This is a genomic window from Actinocrinis sp. (genome assembly GCF_035650855.1).
GTDB lineage: Bacteria > Actinomycetota > Actinomycetes > Streptomycetales > Catenulisporaceae > Actinocrinis.
Genome location: NZ_DASRGV010000169.1, coordinates 1 through 15,348, shown reverse-complemented (window position 1 = coordinate 15,348; position 15,348 = coordinate 1). Strand labels below are relative to the sequence as shown.

Annotated in this window: 18 protein-coding genes; 5 read left to right on the top strand and 13 right to left on the bottom strand. The window is 70.2% G+C overall.

Going from position 1 to position 15,348, the window contains the following annotated elements; genetic code table 11:
- The coding region (locus VFB40_RS12955) for a hypothetical protein (RefSeq protein WP_324850325.1) at positions 1-185 on the bottom strand (185 nt) is incomplete at its 3' end.
- Positions 182-1,153 carry a TIGR03557 family F420-dependent LLM class oxidoreductase gene (locus tag VFB40_RS12950; RefSeq protein WP_324850323.1) on the bottom strand — a complete coding sequence of 324 codons (972 nt, stop codon included), beginning with the start codon at positions 1,151-1,153 and terminating at the stop codon, positions 182-184. The genes VFB40_RS12955 and VFB40_RS12950, both read right to left, overlap by 4 nt.
- A gap of 138 nt (positions 1,154-1,291) precedes the next feature.
- Here VFB40_RS12950 and VFB40_RS12945 point away from each other — a divergent pair, with 138 nt between their 5' ends.
- A complete protein-coding gene (locus VFB40_RS12945; RefSeq protein ID WP_324850321.1) occupies positions 1,292-1,789 on the top strand; it encodes a DUF1360 domain-containing protein in 498 nt (165 codons plus the stop codon).
- A 109-nt stretch (positions 1,790-1,898) separates the two neighbouring features.
- Here VFB40_RS12945 and VFB40_RS12940 read toward each other — a convergent pair whose 3' ends face one another.
- The 5 genes from VFB40_RS12940 to VFB40_RS12920 form a co-directional block, all read right to left on the bottom strand.
- The gene (locus tag VFB40_RS12940) at positions 1,899-2,453 is read right to left on the bottom strand and encodes a ferritin-like domain-containing protein (protein WP_324850318.1); all 555 of its coding nucleotides are present in this window, start codon (positions 2,451-2,453) and stop codon (positions 1,899-1,901) included.
- Between the two features lie 59 nt (positions 2,454-2,512).
- On the bottom strand, positions 2,513-3,154 hold the full coding sequence (locus VFB40_RS12935; protein ID WP_324850316.1) for a UdgX family uracil-DNA binding protein: 642 nt from the start codon (positions 3,152-3,154) through the stop codon (positions 2,513-2,515).
- Positions 3,155-3,185: 31 nt separating this feature from the next.
- The gene (locus VFB40_RS12930) at positions 3,186-3,704 is read right to left on the bottom strand and encodes a DUF5709 domain-containing protein (RefSeq protein ID WP_324850314.1); all 519 of its coding nucleotides are present in this window, start codon (positions 3,702-3,704) and stop codon (positions 3,186-3,188) included.
- A gap of 5 nt (positions 3,705-3,709) precedes the next feature.
- Entirely contained in the window at positions 3,710-5,731 is a 2,022-nt protein-coding gene (locus VFB40_RS12925; protein ID WP_324850312.1) for a transketolase, read from the bottom strand.
- Between the two features lie 138 nt (positions 5,732-5,869).
- The gene (locus VFB40_RS12920; RefSeq protein WP_324850310.1) at positions 5,870-6,487 is read right to left on the bottom strand and encodes an endonuclease; all 618 of its coding nucleotides are present in this window, start codon (positions 6,485-6,487) and stop codon (positions 5,870-5,872) included.
- Positions 6,488-6,568: 81 nt separating this feature from the next.
- On the opposite strand from VFB40_RS12920, the gene VFB40_RS12915 reads away from it, so the two are divergent.
- Positions 6,569-6,910 (top strand): hypothetical protein, encoded by a 342-nt coding sequence (locus VFB40_RS12915; RefSeq protein ID WP_324850308.1) that lies wholly within the window; start codon positions 6,569-6,571, stop codon positions 6,908-6,910.
- An 89-nt stretch (positions 6,911-6,999) separates the two neighbouring features.
- On the opposite strand, the gene VFB40_RS12910 is transcribed toward VFB40_RS12915, so the two are convergent.
- The 4 genes from VFB40_RS12910 to VFB40_RS12895 all read right to left on the bottom strand — a co-directional run bounded on the left by VFB40_RS12910 (position 7,000) and on the right by VFB40_RS12895 (position 10,765).
- Positions 7,000-8,148, bottom strand: coding sequence for an enolase C-terminal domain-like protein (locus VFB40_RS12910; protein WP_324850307.1), 1,149 nt, complete (start codon positions 8,146-8,148; stop codon positions 7,000-7,002).
- Positions 8,149-8,262: 114 nt separating this feature from the next.
- Complete coding sequence (locus VFB40_RS12905; protein ID WP_349261461.1) at positions 8,263-9,315, bottom strand: DNA topoisomerase IB; 1,053 nt, start codon at positions 9,313-9,315, stop codon at positions 8,263-8,265.
- Positions 9,316-9,371: 56 nt separating this feature from the next.
- On the bottom strand, positions 9,372-10,415 hold the full coding sequence (locus VFB40_RS12900; RefSeq protein ID WP_324850303.1) for an anti-sigma factor RsbA family regulatory protein: 1,044 nt from the start codon (positions 10,413-10,415) through the stop codon (positions 9,372-9,374).
- Positions 10,412-10,765: an STAS domain-containing protein gene (locus VFB40_RS12895; protein WP_324850301.1), complete on the bottom strand. Its 354-nt coding sequence runs from the start codon at positions 10,763-10,765 to the stop codon at positions 10,412-10,414. Before VFB40_RS12895 ends, VFB40_RS12900 begins: the two co-directional genes overlap by 4 nt.
- Positions 10,766-11,046: 281 nt before the next feature.
- Between VFB40_RS12895 and VFB40_RS12890 the strand changes: the two genes are divergently transcribed.
- Both VFB40_RS12890 and VFB40_RS12885 read left to right on the top strand, forming a co-directional pair.
- Positions 11,047-11,484: a hypothetical protein gene (locus VFB40_RS12890; RefSeq protein ID WP_324850299.1), complete on the top strand. Its 438-nt coding sequence runs from the start codon at positions 11,047-11,049 to the stop codon at positions 11,482-11,484.
- A gap of 70 nt (positions 11,485-11,554) precedes the next feature.
- Positions 11,555-12,637: an ATP-dependent DNA ligase gene (locus VFB40_RS12885; RefSeq protein ID WP_324850297.1), complete on the top strand. Its 1,083-nt coding sequence runs from the start codon at positions 11,555-11,557 to the stop codon at positions 12,635-12,637.
- Positions 12,638-12,673: 36 nt separating this feature from the next.
- Here VFB40_RS12885 and VFB40_RS12880 read toward each other — a convergent pair whose 3' ends face one another.
- Both VFB40_RS12880 and VFB40_RS12875 read right to left on the bottom strand, forming a co-directional pair.
- The gene (locus tag VFB40_RS12880; protein ID WP_324850295.1) at positions 12,674-13,606 is read right to left on the bottom strand and encodes a glycosyltransferase family 2 protein; all 933 of its coding nucleotides are present in this window, start codon (positions 13,604-13,606) and stop codon (positions 12,674-12,676) included.
- Entirely contained in the window at positions 13,590-14,471 is an 882-nt protein-coding gene (locus tag VFB40_RS12875) for a glycosyltransferase family 2 protein (protein ID WP_324850293.1), read from the bottom strand. Before VFB40_RS12875 ends, VFB40_RS12880 begins: the two co-directional genes overlap by 17 nt.
- Before the next feature lie 241 nt (positions 14,472-14,712).
- Between VFB40_RS12875 and VFB40_RS12870 the strand changes: the two genes are divergently transcribed.
- A partial coding sequence (locus VFB40_RS12870; RefSeq protein WP_324850291.1) for an NAD-dependent epimerase/dehydratase family protein occupies positions 14,713-15,348 on the top strand: 636 nt, incomplete at its 3' end.

Here is a 15,348-nt window from a genome sequence, read left to right as displayed (position 1 = left end):
GGGTTCTCCCAGGTCTCGGAGACGTTGGCCGAGTCGCGCAGCTTCTTCTGCTCGTGATCCTTCGCGCCGCGCGCCTTCTGCGCCGCGTTGTACGTCTCCTGCTCGGCCTCTTCGACCTCGGTGTGGATGCGCGACTGCTCGCTCGGTTCCCTCAGGATGTTCCTGCGCGGTTCGTTGCTGCTCATTGCGAGCGCATACCCTTCAGCTGCGGCAGGATGCGCTGGCCGTAGAAATCGAAGAAGCCGCGCTGATCCGGTCCGATCTGGTTGATATAGACCTCGTCGTATCCGGCGTCGGAGTACTCGGCGAACCGGCGCAGGTGCGCCTCCTCGTCGTCACCGCAGACCAGCGCCTCGGCCACCATGTCGGGCGTGACCAGCTGCTGCGCCTGCTCGAAATGCGCCGGCTGCGGGAGCACCTGGGCCAGTTCGCCCGGCAGCTGCTCGTTGGCCCAGCGCTCGTGTGCGGTCTTGACCGCCTCGTCGCGGTCCCGCCCCCAGCACACCTTGTAGCCGCCCTGGGTGACCTTGCCCTGGCCGCCGTTCTCGCGGAACGCGCCGAGCAGTTCGGTGTCCGGCTGGGTGCCGACGTAGCCGTCGCCGATCTGTCCGGCCAAGCGGGCCGAGGCGGGCCCGAAACCGGAGACGTACACGGGCACCGGCTTGTCCGGCAGCGTGTAGATCCGCGCGTTGTCGACGGTGTAGTACGTTCCGCGGTGGTTGACGTTCTCGCCCTTCCACAGCTCGCGCATCACCTGCACGGCCTCCTCCAGCATCTCCCGACGGACCTTCGAGGTCGGCCAGGGACCGCCGAGGATGTGCTCGTTCAGCGCTTCGCCGGTGCCGACGCCGAGGGTGAACTTCCCGTCGGTCAGCACCGCGGCGGTGGCGGCCGCCTGCGCGACGATCGCCGGGTGGATGCGGATGGTCGGGCAGGTCACGGCGGTGCCGATGGGCAGGTCGACGGCCTGCGCGAGGGCGCCGATCGTGCCCCACACGAAGCCGCTCTGCCCTTGCGCGTCGTTCCAGGGGTGGAAGTGGTCGGAGATCCAGAGCGCTTCGAAGCCGGCGTCCTGCGCCATCCGCGCCTGCTCGACCAGTTCGCGTGGTCCGAACTCCTCACTGGACAGGAAGTACCCGATCTTCTTGGCCATTGCCTCTCCTCGATCTCGCTGCGCTCATGCCGCCGGCCAGCTGCGGGCCGGCCGGTGCGTCGCCCGCGTGTACCCACGATCGAGACGGGTAGTCGGCGCGAAAGGCTCATAACGCCCAAAGGACCGGGAGGCGCGGCGGTGACGGAGAAGACGGAGCAGGCACTACGCGAAGTCGAGCAGGAATACACGCAGGGCGCCGACTTTCCGCTACGCAGCTACGTCGGCGCGATGGGCGTGTACACGGGATTGGTCGCCACGCTCGCCGGCATCGCCAAAGCGACGCGGCGGCCGGTGCCCACCCCGAGCCCGTGGGACGTGGTGATCCTGGCCGGCGCGACGCACCGCCTCAGCCGCCTGATCGCCAAAGACCCGGTGACCAGCCCGCTGCGCGCGCCGTTCACCGAGTTCCACGGAACGCAGGGGCCCGCCGAGCTGAAGGAGGAGGTCCGCGGCACCGGCGCGCGCAAAGCCGTCGGCGAGCTGCTGACCTGCCCGTTCTGCACCGGCATGTGGATCTCGACCGGGCTGTGCGCCGGCCTGGTCTTCGCCCCCCGCGTCACGCGGCTGGCCGCCGGCGGCCTGACCGCGCTGACCGGCTCGGACTTCCTGCACTTCCTGCGGGCCAAGCTGATGTGAGTTGTCCACTGGGACGAGCGTGAGTCGTCCACTGGGACGAGTGTGAGTTGTCCCGCGGTACGAGACAGCCCGCCGACTCAATCGAGTCGGCGGGCCGGGTTGGTAGCGTTCAGCCCTGTTCGAGCAGGGAGAGCATGTCTTCGGCGTGCTCCTCCTCCGTGGCGAGCACTTCCTCGAAGATGCGGCGGGTGGTGGGGTCGCCGTCGCCGAGCCAGGCGATGATCTCGGTGTAGGCGGCGATGGCGATCCGCTCGGCGATCAGGTCTTCCTCGATCATCGCGCGCAGCTCGTGCGAGGTGACGTACTGGGAGTGCGAGCGGCCGGTGAGGGTCTGCGGATTCAGATCCGGCACGCCGCCGAGCTGAACGATGCGCGCGGCGAACAGGTCGGCGTGCTGCTGCTCCTCGTTGGCGTGCTCGAGGAATTCGGCGGCGACCGGGCCGGCGTTCAGGCCGTTGGCTGCGAAGTGGTGCTGGCGGTATCTCAGGACGCAGACGATCTCGGTCGCCAGCGACTGGTTCAGCACCTCGAGCACGCGGTCGAGGTCCGCGCCGTACGCGGCGGTGACCGGTCCCTTGTCCATCTGTTCGCGTGCCTTGGCCCGCAGCGTCTCGATGTCGCTCAGAAAGGGCTGGGCAGGGTTCATCGTCTCTTGCTCCTGCATGTACGCGATCCTCCTCGTTTCGGCCACAGACCGCTGACGGCTACCCCGAGTCGACGCGGTCAATCGAGCCGTCCGGCTAGTTCGGCGCAGGTGCGCAGGTCCGCGAGCAGCCCCGCGTACGCGGTGTCGCGGTCCGGGGCGCGGAGAACGGCCGAGGGATGCACGGTCGCGACGGCCTTGGCGCCCGGGCCGGAACCCTCCGGCGGCTGCCAGTCGACCGGGACGCCGCGGGACTTCCCCACCCGGAAGCCGGAGCCGAACAGCGACTGGCCGGCGGTGGCGCCGAGCAGCACGATCACCTTCGGCCGCAGCCGGGAGAGTTCCGCGAGCAGCCAGGGGCGGCAGGCGTTGATGTGCGTCGTGCCCGGCTTCTCGTGGATGCGCCGCTTGCCGCGGTCAGGAGCACTCTTCCAGCGGAAGTGCTTCACGGCGTTGGTCACGTAGGTCTCGGCGGGGTCGATGCCGGCCTCGGCCAGCGCGCGGTCGAGCAACGCCCCGGCCGGTCCGACGAACGGCAGGCCGCGCTTGTCCTCTTGGTCGCCCGGCTGCTCGCCGACGAGGACGTAGCGCGCGTGCTCGTTTCCGTGGCCGAACACGGTCTGCGTCGCGTCGCGGTAGAGCTCGCAGCCCTCGCAGTGCGCCGCGGCCTTGGCCAGCGCGGCCAGGTCCCCGTCGCTCGGAACGAACTGCTCGGCAGTCATCGTCTCCTCCGCCGATCGCCACGAGCCCTGATCACGCGTTGCGCGACAGCGGGTCCTGCCAGGTCTCGGCCGCTTCGGCGTCCTGCTCGCGGGTGTCTCTGACGTCTGCGTCGGCCACGTGCATCGCGGCCTCCTCGGCGCTGGCCGCGCCGCCGTCGACGCCCATGTCGCGGGCGAGGTAGTTCGGGGTGCTCACCGTGTGCGCGCCCTCGTCCTCGGCGACGAGGCGGCCGGCGCGCTGGTCGGGCTCCAGGTCGTCGACCGGCGGGGCGTCCGGCTCGGGCTCCGGCCGGTTCTCCAGCGAGGCCGGCTCGCCGAAGTCGGGTTCCTCCTCGGCGAGGCGCTGATCCAGCGGGGCGCCGGTGCGGGCCTCGTCGAGCGTGACGCCGTATTTCTCCGAGGCGGGCCTGCGCTCGGGCGGGCTGATGCCGGTGTCCAGCGGGTCGGCGGACAGGTCGTCGGTCTCCAGGCTGTCGCCGGGCTGCAGGACGCCGTCGTCCTCGGGCACGTCCTGCGACTGGATCGGGCTCTCACTCGGGTCGGTGGTCATGGTTCTCACTCACTCCTCAGGGTCGGCTTGCCGCTGGGAAGCCCGTCGCGGTCCAGTTCCGACCGCACCGCGCGCACGATGTGCTCGGCGCTCAGACCGGCGGCGTCCAGGGCTTGCGGGGTGGAGGCGGAGCCGGGCAGCGATTCGACGGCGAGGTGCGCGAACCGGGCACCGGCCTGACGCGGCCAGCCCTTCGCGAGCACGGCGGCGACCGCTTCGCCGATTCCGCCCTCGGGATGGTGGTCCTCGACGACCATCAGCAGCCTGGTTTGCTGAGCGCAGCGCCCCAGGCTCGCGGCGTCGATCGGCTTGACCGAGTACAGGTCGACCACGCGGGTCGCGATCCCCTGGCGGGCCAGCTGGGTCGCGGCGCTCAGGCACTCGTGCAGGGTGACTCCGGCGCCGACGAGGGTGACCACGTCTTCGGGGCTCTCTCCCCACACCTTGCAGCCGCCGACCGGGAAACGCTCGTCCGGGCCGTACAGGACCGGATATCCGCCGCGCGTGGTCCGCAGATAGCTGATTCCCGGCAGGTCCGCCATGGCGATGGTGAGCGCGGCTGCGCTCGGCGCGTCGGACGGGTAGAGGACCGTGGAGTCGTGGACGGACCGCATCATCGCGATGTCCTCCAGCCCCATCTGTGACGGTCCGTCGGCGCCGATCTCGACGCCGCAGTGCGAGCCGACGATGCACAGGTCGGCCTGCGAGATGGCGGCCATGCGCAGGAAGTCGTGCGCGCGGGTGAGGAAGGCGGCGAAGGTCGCGGCGAACGGCCGGTAACCGCGCACCGAGAACCCGACCGCGGTCGCGACCATCTGCTGCTCGGCGATGTACATCTGGAAGAACCGGTGCGGGTGGTCCTTCTCGAACAGCTCCGTGTACGTGGAGTTGCCGACTTCGCCGTCCAGGGCGACGACGTCGGGGCGTGCGCCGAGGGCGGCCAGCGCCTGGCCGAACGCCTTGCGGGTGGCGATCTTCTCGCCGAGCTCGAAGCGCGGCGGCTCGATCGGGGCGGCACGGTGGGCCGTGGCAGCGCGCTGACCGTCAGCAGCCTGCGATTGCGGGCGATCGGGCGCGGCGGAGCCGGCGGAATCCGGCGACTGCTGCGATCCCTTCGACGCCTGCGACTCCGAGGATTGCGGCACCTCGGGCAACGGGCCGCGCACGTGGATCGCGGTGACGCCGCCGAGCTCCTCGATCGCGCGCTGCGCCATGTCCTCGGGCAGCTGCTTGCCGTGCCAGTCCGGCTTGTTCTCGATCTCGGAGAATCCGCTGCCCTTGACCGTGCGCGCGATGATGACGGTCGGCCGGTCGGCCAGCTCCACCGCCTCGTACGCGGCGGTGATCTCGTCGATGTCGTGCCCGTCGATGGTCAGCGAGCGGCAGCCGAAGGCGGTGACCCGGTGCGCGTATCGCTCGACGTCCCAGCCGAACTCGGTGGCGCCGGTCTGCCCGAGCCGGTTGACGTCGATGATCGCGGTGAAGTTGTTCAGCTCATAGTGGGCGGCCTTGTCCAGCGCCTCCCAGACCGAGCCCTCGGCCATCTCGCTGTCGCCGCACAGCACCCAGACCCGGTAAGGCAGCCGGTCGAGCTTGCTCCCGGCCAGCGCGACGCCGACGCCGTAGCCGATGCCCTGGCCGAGCGAGCCGGTGGCGACGTCGACCCAGGGCAGGACCGGCGTCGGGTGGCCCTGGAGCCGCCCGGCGCGGCGGTAGGTGTTCATCAGCTCGTCCTCGCTGATCACGCCGACGGCGCGGAACATCGAGTAGAGCAGCGGCGAGGCGTGCCCCTTCGACAGGATCAGGTGGTCGTTCGCCGGGTTCGCCGGGTCGTCCCAGTCGTAGCGCAGATGCCGGGCCATCAGCACGGCCATCAGGTCGGCGGCCGACATGCTCGAGGTGGGGTGGCCGGATCCTGCGGCGGTGCTGGCACGTACCGAGTCGACGCGCAACTGCCGGCCGAGGGCGTACAGCTCGGCCCGGTCAGCCGCCGGTCCGACCCGCAGGTCGCTTCCGATCGCATTCATGGTCTGTAGCTCCGTCCGGTCCGTCTGGTCCGTGTGCGTCGTCTTCGGATCGAGCCTTGCCGGTGCGTCACCGACCGGCGGTACCCCGACATGCGGAATTGATTCACCCGAACGGCGTGCGCACTTCGCGGCGCCGGGTCACAGCGTCACGCGCACGAGGGCGGCGGCGAGCCGGGGTAGGTCCTGCTCGGAGACCAGTCCGGCGAGTTTCTGCGGGTCGGTCGGCAGCCCGGCCTTGCTCGCCCCCTGCACGGCCCGCTTGTCGAACGTCGGGCGCAGCTCCGGCCACAGGCCCTGCGCCTCGCGGCAGAAGATCTCGGCGCCGACGGGGCCGATGCGCGGCACCTCTTGGAGCAGTTCGCGGATGCGGCGCGGATCGTGGCCGGCCTCGGCGCGCAGCTTGCGCAGGTCTCCGTGCCACCGGTCGAGAATGAGCTGCGCGCCCCCGCCCAGTGCGGTCGCGGTGCTCTCGTCGTAGCGCTTGTAGTGCGCGCGCCCGAGGGCGTCCACGCGCTGCTGCCAGCTGGCCTCCAGCATCTTCGCGGGCGTGCGGTAACCCGCCGCGAACAGCTCGCGCGCGGCGTCCACCGCGATGTTGGCGCGGATGCGGATCGAGGACAGGACGCAGACGACGAGGAGCTGGTAGAGCGGCCCCGGCGTGTCGCGCAGCCGGACCCCGGCCTCGTCCGCGAAGGTCTGGCCGTGCTCTTTAAGCAGGTCACCGACCCGGTGGCGCAGATCGTCGGTCGCGGACATCGGTTCCTCCGAGGATCGGGAGTGCGAATTCCCCGATCGGGTACCCGGCTTCGTCCGACCTGCACTGAAGAAGGAGCGACTGTGTCTGAAGAAACCGGCACTCAGCGCGCGGACGACACTGCGCCGGCCAACGACGAGGGACTTCCGCAGCTGGAAGACGCGGCGACCCCCGAGGCCACGCACTCGGCCGACGAGCAGATCCGCGGCGAATGGCAGCGCGCCGGCGAAATGCAGCAGGAGAGCGATCACCTGCGCGAAGTACTCGACGACGCACGGCAGGCAGTGCAGAAGGCGTCGGACGCGGACTCGATGGAGTCCGGCGGGATCGGCGTCAGGCCCGAGGACGTGCAGGACACAGGCTCGGGCGACGCCGAGGAACCCGACGAAGAGGAAGCCAGGGACGAGGAGCGGGCGCGCTCCTGAAGCGGGCCTGCAAGGCGGCCTGAATCGGCTGGCCCGTGGTCCGTGGGTACTTGGTGGCGAACTGGACCGTGTCCGTCACGCGCCGTGTGTCACGCGACGCGGTACCGGTTCGCCACCGCGCTTCGCAGCTCGAGGCCGATCCCGGGAGCCGTGTTGTCGCACGGGTTGATCGCGCCGCCGCTCGGGTCGAGCGTGCCGTCGAAGAACATCGACTCGATCCGGGTGTGGTCGTGGAACCACTCCAGATGCCGCAGGTTCGGCACGGAGGCGGCGACGGCGGCGTGTGCGTGCGGCGCGCAGTGCCCTGATATCTGCAGGCCGAGCGATTCGGCGACGGCCGCGACACGCTGCCAAATCGTGATGCCGCCGCACCTGGTCACGTCCGCTTGCAGGCAGTCGACCGCGTCCGCGTTCAGCATCCGCGCGAAGTACGGCAGGTCATAGCCGTATTCACCGGCCGCCACGTCCGGCGTGATCGCGTCCCTGATCTCGTGCAGGCCCACCAGATCGTCGGAGCTGACCGGCTCCTCGAACCAGGTCACCCCGAGATCCGCGAGGGCGCGCCCGACCCGGATCGCCTGCGTGCGGGTGTAGCCGCCGTTCGCGTCCACATAGAACTCGACCTCGTCGCCGACGACGCCGCGCGCGAACTCGGCGCGGGCCAGGTCGCGGCGCTCGTCCCGGCCCCAGGACTCGCCGATCTTGATCTTGACGCGCGGGATGCTCTGCTCCTCGGCCCAGAACCGCAGCTGTTCTTCGAGCTGTTTGTCGTCGTAGGTCGTAAAGCCGCCGCTGCCGTATACCGGAACGTCCGGTCGTGCCGCGCCGAGCAACCGCACCAACGGCACGCCGAGCACTCGGGCCTTCAGGTCCCACAGCGCGATATCGACCGCTGAGATGGCCATGGCGACCAGTCCCGGCTTTCCGGCGTTGCGTACGGCGCGGCACATCGCGTCGTTTGCGGCGGGCACGTCGAGTGCGCTGCATCCGCGCACGACGTCGGCCAGCTTGTCGGTGATCACGTTCGCCGCGGCCGCGAGGCCATAGGTCCAGCCGATCCCGGTGACGCCTGCGGCGGAGGCGCGCGCCATCACCATCGTGGTGGAGTCCCAGGTCAGGGTGCCGTCGCCCTCAGGGCTTTCAGTGGGCACGGTGAACGCGGCCGCGCTCACGGCCTCGACCGGAACGTCGGTGGCCGGCGGCGGTCCGCCGGAAGCGGAAGCAGGTGGTGGAGTCATGGCGGGCTGCGGATAACCGGAACCGGTGATCGTGAAACACCGGCTGCGTGTCGCGGCTGCGGGGTGCTGGTTTCGAAGCGGTGCTGGTTTTGGGCCGGCGGCCCCGGGCCCGTCTCAGCCGGCCTTGAGCAGGTCGAGGACGGCTCGCTCGACCGCGCCCTGTGTCGCCGGCTGTCCGAAGCTCTGCTCCGCACCGAGCGCGGTGAGTGCGGGCGCGATGGTGCGGCCCTCTTCATAGAGTTCGATGACGCGAGGGTTGATGTAGGAGGCGCGGCATACGGCCGGGGTGTTGCCGAGGTATTCGGCCACTTCTTTGACCGCGCGGACCTCGGCCCGCTTGCGCGCGGTCGGCGAGGTGCGCGCCGCCTGTGTCGACACGGCGAGGGCGACTGCGGCCAGGACGGTGGCGTGCCAGGTGCGGAAATCCTTCGCGGAGACGTCCAGGTCGCAGATTTCCTTGAGGTACGCGTTCAGCTCGTCGCTGTGTATCTCGTGCCAGCCGTCGCCGTTCACACCGTTTCTTCCAACACTGCCGCGCTCGCGATAGGCCAGCAGCCGGTCCTCGGTCCCGCGCTCGCGAAGCAGCGCGGCGATGGTTTTGCGGGTCGGTTCGTCCACGATCGCCTGCACCCGGCGTTTGCCGCCCTTGGCCGGATAATCGAACGCGACCGTCTCACGGTTCCGGCAGTCGACGTGCAGGCACAGCACCGTCGTCAGGCCGTAGGTCCCGTTCGCCTGGACGTATTGGTCCGAGCCGACGCGGAAGAACCCGAAGTCGAGCAGCCGCGCCGCGCAGGCCAGCACCCGCTCGCGCACGAGGCCGCGCCGCGCCAAGTCCGCGCTGATGCGTTCCCGCGCCAACGGCAGGCGCTCGGCCATCTCCAAGACGTGCTCGTGTTTTGCCTGCTCTTGCTGCTCGCGGAAACGCGGGTGGTAAAGATACTGACGCCGGCCGGCCGCATCGATGCCGGTCGCCTGGATGTGTCCGGTCGGCCAGGGACAAATCCAAACGTCGCGCCAGGCCGGAGGAATGACGAGCCGGGTGAACCGCTGGCGCAACTCGGGATCCGTCACCGGCGCGCCCTGCAAGTCGAAGTACCGGAATCCACGGCCGTGATGCACGCGCCGGTATCCGGGAGCGCGGAGATCGCTCTGCCGCAAACGCACTGCGCACCCCTGTCTAGCCTTGTGCCGCTTCGCTTCCGTGCGCTCGCGCCAGACCGTCAGGCCTTTGAGTTATGGTTCTCGGACACTGGCTCGGCGCTCGACCCCGGATCAGCGTTCGACGCCTCCATGTGGACACGTACTGTGGTACCGGTCTGCGGAGTGGAACGGATCTGCACCAGATCGCACAGCAGATTGGCGATCCACAGCCCGGCGCCGCCCCCCCTCTCCGGATTCGGCTTGCGCCGGCCGACCAGCGGGTCCGTGATCAGGCCGCGGTCGTGCACCTCGCACACCAGCTGCCCGCCCTCGCGCCACATGCGCAGCGTGCCGGTGCCGCCGCCGTGCTTGATGCTGTTGCAGGCGAGCTCGTTGGCCACGAGGACCAGGTCGTCGACCCGGGGCGCGGCGACGTGCTGGGCGGTGGCGCAGGTCGCCACCGCCTGCCGGATGCGCGGCAGGTCGGCCAGGCCGAAGTCGGTGCGATACAGCTGCAGCGTCGGTTCGGTCGATTCGGGGAAGGCAGCAGAAAACATGGCTGATCGCGAGAACTCCGGATGGGGATAGCTGGCACTGCGGTACGCACGGCCCCCATCCATCATTCCCGGATGAGTTTGATGCGCCCGCGCGATGACATCCGAGTCGAGGCTCGTCGTGTCATAGGGGCACAGCAGCCACCACGGCGGACCCTCGTCGAAGGCGACGTTCAGCAGCGCCTCGTGCTGCTGGCACTCGATCAACTCGGCCGGGCTGCGGCTGGACCAGATCGGCTCGCCGATGCCGCGGAAGCCGTGGACCGAGCCCTGATGCCGGACGACCCATTCCTGCCAGGCCGGGATGATCCGGGCCGGGTTGCGGCCGATCGCCGCCATGTCGATGAAGTTCACCAGCCGTGCGTCCGCGCCGAGCTCGTCTCGCAGCATGCTCGCCCGCGGCTCGATGACCGCCACCATGATCGGCTCTTCGGCGGCGAGAGCGTCGCGCACGAACGTAGCGGCGCGGTCGACGAACTCGTCCGCTCCGCGGTACAGCATGGCCTCGTGCCTGAACCGGCCGGGCTGCGACGCCGCGGACCGCGACTCAGGAAGCTGGTCGATGCTCATGTGCTGAACTCCACGTTCGGGGCGGCGGCGTGGAGGTCGAGCAGCGACCAGGCGCGCCGCAGCATCTCGTTGGCGCCGTTCACGACGACGGGCGAGCCGAGGGCGAGTGCGGCCTGAGCTATCGCCCGCAGTCCCGCGACGTCGATGAAGTTGAGTTCCCCGCAGTCTAGGACCAGCGCGGCGCGGCTTGCGCAGGCCGTGTCCATCGCGGCCCGCAGCGCGCTCTCGGCGATCAGATCGGCTTCCCCGGCCAGGTGCCAGCGGCCCTCGCCGGAGGTCCACACCCGGAAGCCGGAGACGCTGTCGCAGACGTCGGATTCCGTGGAGCCCGGTGGGTTGACCGGCTGCATCGCCTGACCTCCTCCTCTCGTCGGCCTGACCACTCGGCTCTTGGGACGACCGGCTACCCGGATACCGCCACTCCATGCGATGGCGGACCGGGTGATTCGGGCGGCTCGTCCCGGCCGGAACGACGGTGCGGCGGCGTCCTGCGGCGATGATCGCGCGAAGAAAATCAAGACACTTGTGCCAGCGAGTGGAAAAATGGACGGACCGGGTACTCACCGGGGACTGTCGCCCGAACCGCCGCGTCCAGGACAGGCCCGGAAAGGTCCGGCGAAGGGAGCGGATCATGGGCCACGGCGCGGACCTCGGCACCGAGCTGGCCGCCGACCGGAAGCTGATCGAGCTGGTCGCGGGCCAGTGCGCGGCCGAGCATGATCCGGCTAGGCAGCGGGCGCTGGTCAAGCAGCTGACCGCGGCGGTCGAGGAGCACGTCACGCTGACCTCCAAGTGCCTCGCCGGAGCGCTGCGCGAGTACGTCCCGGGCGGCGGAGAGCTGTCCAGACAGGGCGAGCGGGTGCGCGACCAGGTCAGCTGGACGCTCGGCCGGGTGGCCGAGCAGAACGGGTACGGCGAGGCCGGCCCGGAGCTGGTCAGCACGCTCGCGGGGCAGGCCCGGGGGCTGCTCGACGTGGAGCAGAACCGGCTGCTGCCGGCTCTGGAGCAGGCGGTGACCTGGCACGTGCTCGAGGATCTCGGCGAGAAGGTCAGGGCCGCGCGGCACTGATCTTGAGCAGCGGCACTGACCAGGAGCAGCTGCACTGACCTGGCGCACCGGCGAGTCGAGGTGATCGCGGATGGCGAAGGAGGCCACCTGGGCCGGCCTGCGCGCGATCGCCCCGATGCTGGCCACCCTCGGCCGGCTCCCCTCCGACGCACAGGACAGCCGGTTCGGCTACGAGGTGAAGTGGGACGGGGTCCGCGCGATCGGCTACCTGGGCAGGGACCGGTTCCAGCTGGTCTCGCGCAATGACCGCGACATCACCGCCGCGTATCCCGAACTGACCCCGCGATCCGCCGAGCTGGCCCGGCTGGCCGGTCGGCGCGGCCTCGTCGTGGACGGCGAGATCGTCGCCTTCGACGCGGCGGGCCGGCCCTCGTTCGGCGCGCTCCAGCAGCGGATGCATGTGCGCGACGCGGCCCGGATCGCCAGGCTGAGCGAGCGGACGCCGGTGGCGTACATCGTGTTCGACGTGCTGCGCAGGGACGGGCGCTCGCTGCTGGACGAGCCCTACCGCGAGCGCCGCTCGATCCTCGCCGCGCTCGATCTCGCCGCGGTGTCCAGCTGGCAGACGCCGGACTACCAGGCCGGCGATGGCGCCGGGTTGTATGCGGCAACCCGCGAAGAAGGGCTCGAAGGAGTGATCGCCAAGCGGCTGGAGTCCACATACCAGCCCGGCCGGCGCAGCCCGGACTGGATCAAGATCAAGCATGTGCGCACTCAGGAAGTGGTGGTCGGCGGGTGGACTCCCGGCGAGGGCCGCAGACGCGGGGCGATCGGATCACTGTTACTGGGCATTCCGGTAGCCAGTGCAGGCACAGGCAGCGGCACCGGCACGAGCGGCAGTCGGACCGGGCGCCGCGGCGGATCGGCGAATGACACGGCACCGGACGCCCTTGAGTTCGTGGGCCTCGTCGGAACCGGCTTCACCGAGCAGAGCCTCGCGGATCTCGGTAAGCGATTGGACGCGCTGGCCACCGAGCGCAGTCCGTTCGGCGGCCGCGTGCCGCCCGCGATCGAGCGCGAGGCGCGGTGGGTGCAGCCAAAGCTGGTGGGCGAAGTCGTCTACGCCGAGCGAACCCGCGACGGAATGTTGCGCACGCCGTCCTGGCGTGGGCTGCGCCCGGATAAGACGCCGCACGACGTTCACGTCGAATAGTGCGCGAAGCGGTGATCGATCAGTTCGTGCAGCGACTCAGCCCACATAGCGGCGCGCGGTAGACGTGCGCTGTGGTGTTTCCAGCAGCCGCAGATTCGCTTCCACTCTCGCGGGCAGGACGCGCCGTTCCCTCAGTACCCACGGCACTCCTCGCAGCGCATTGAGAAACCCTGTGGCAGAGGTCCGGTCCCGCGGAACGGAACCGGCCAGCCAGACGGTGCGGCGCAGCGCGCTCGTCACGGGCCGACGCAGCCAGGTCGTCCACAGGGTGTTGCGAATGCCATCGCGCCTACGCACCGTGCTTTCACGTCGAGTGGACGGTTCGTGGTGCACCATGACGTCCGGCGCGTAGCAGAGCCACCAACCGCGCGCCGCGAGATCCATCGCGAGCAGCTCCTCCTCGCCGCCCAGCCACAAGCGCGGATTGAAGCCGCCGACCTGCCGGAACGCGGACGTGCGCAGAACCGAGGCGCCGGCCAGGATGCTGCCGAGCGGGGGACCTGGCAGCCGCGCACCGGGCGGCCGCGGAATCGGCGAGTCGCGCAGCTCCGCCACGATCGGGTCGTCGCGGCCCTCCGGTTCGACGACGATGTGCCCGGTGATCGCGGCGACGTTGGCGTGCGAGTCGAGCAGGTCGGCCGCGCGGACCAGCGCCCCGGGCTCCCACCAGGTGTCATCGTCGCAGAACGCGATATAAGGCGTCTTGACGCGCCGGGCCGCGAGGTTCCGGCCCACCGCGCCGAGGTTGCGGTCCGCCGCGATCAGGGCCATCTCAGGGTGCTCACGGCGAACGAATCCGGCCGTGCCATCGCGTGATCCGTTGTCGACAACGATCACCGCCGGCCGATTCGGCAGGGTCGCGAGCCGGTGGAGCGTCCGCGCCAGTTCCTCGCGGCGGTTGTGCGTGATCACCACGACCGTGACTCGCTTCTCGACGGTGGTGGCGGGATTGTCAGGCGGCGATGCCATAGCGACCTCCGGCCTCCAGCATCCGCACCGCCGATTCCACGTTCGGCGGGAGTTTTCTGCGCCGCGGCAACAGCATCGGAAGGCGCGCGGCGGCCGACAGCGCCGCCTTTCGGGCCACCGGTTCACGCACCGCCGCCCGCGCCGCCCGCGCGCTCGATCGCAGCGCGTGCTGCCCAGGCCTGCGCAGCCAGTCGATCAGCAGGTCGTTGCGCAGTTCGAGCACGCGCCGCGCGGCCGGGTCGCGGACCGCCGAAGGGTGATGGTGTGCGACAAGGCCGGGCGCGTACACGAGCTGCCAGCCCGCCGCCGCCAGATCGTAGGCCAGCAGTTTCTCCTCCCCGCCGACCCGGATGAATTGCGCGAACCCGCCGACGTCGAGGAAGGCGCGGCGGCGGACCACCGCCGAGCAGGCCAGGAATCCGAGCACCGGGCGACCGCCGGGTACCACCTCCGGCTGGGGCAGCGGGCTGCGCCACATCAGCAGATTCACCGGATCGATTTCGCGGCGCGGCCCGACCAAGGTGCGCGCGGCGATCAGCGCGAGCCGCGGCGAGTCGTCCAGGATGCGCTCGGCCTCGGCCAGCGCCCCCGGCGCCCACCAGGAGTCGTCATCGCTGAACGCGACGTACGGTGTCGCGGCCGCCAGCACGCCGCGGTTTCTGGCGACCGCGCCGAGATTCCGCGACATTCGCAGTACCCTGATATCTGGGAAGCGCTCCGCTACCCGCTGCGGGGTTCCGTCGGTGGAGGCGTTGTCCACCACGATGATCGCGGGCCGCTCCGGCAGGGCGGTCAGCTCGCTGAGGGTGCGGTCAAGCTCCGCCGCACGATTGCGGGTGGCGATCACGACCGTGGTACGGCTCATCGGCGGGACGTTGCCGCAGCCACGGACGGCAAACGGCCGCCCGGCCCGATTCAGTCGTCTGTGGGATCGAATACACAGCCGTGACGCGCGATGAGCTGGTCCGGAGAAACGTCTTGTCGGGAAGTCGTTTTCGTCCGCAAGTGCCGGGTAGCCGACCGGTCACTCGACCACCTGAAGCTTCAGTCAAGACAACGACCGGCCGTCCGAGGACGGCCGTGGACGATCCGGGAGGTGTCACCACATGGCGGAAACCGCGCGCCGCTTCCATCGGGCCGTGGTCACCGGCGGGGCGGGCTTTCTGGGCTCGCATCTGTGCGAGCGGCTGCTGGCGGAGGGCACCGAGGTCGTGTGCCTGGACAATTTCCTGACCGGCGAGCCCGGCAATGTGGGGCACCTCATCTCCAACGGGCGGTTCCGGATGGTGGCGTGCGACGTGAGCGAGTTCATTCACGTGCCCGGCGAGGTGGACCTGGTACTGCATTTCGCCTCCCCGGCCTCCCCCACCGACTACTTGAAATACCCGATCGACACGCTGCGGGTCGGCAGCCTCGGCACGCTGCACGCGCTCGGGCTGGCCGCGGAGAAAGGCGCGCGCTTCATCCTCGCCTCGACCTCCGAGGTGTACGGCGACCCGCTGCGGCATCCGCAGTCCGAGGACTACTGGGGCAATGTGAACCCGGTCGGCCCGCGCGGGGTCTACGACGAGGCCAAGCGCTTCTCCGAGGCGCTGACCATGGCGTACCGGCACAGCCGCGGTCTGGACACCGGGATCGTGCGGATCTTCAACTCCTACGGGCCGCGGATGCGCCCGCATGACGGCCGGGCGATTCCCACGTTCATCATGCAGGCGTTGGCCGGCGAGCCGCTGACCATCGCC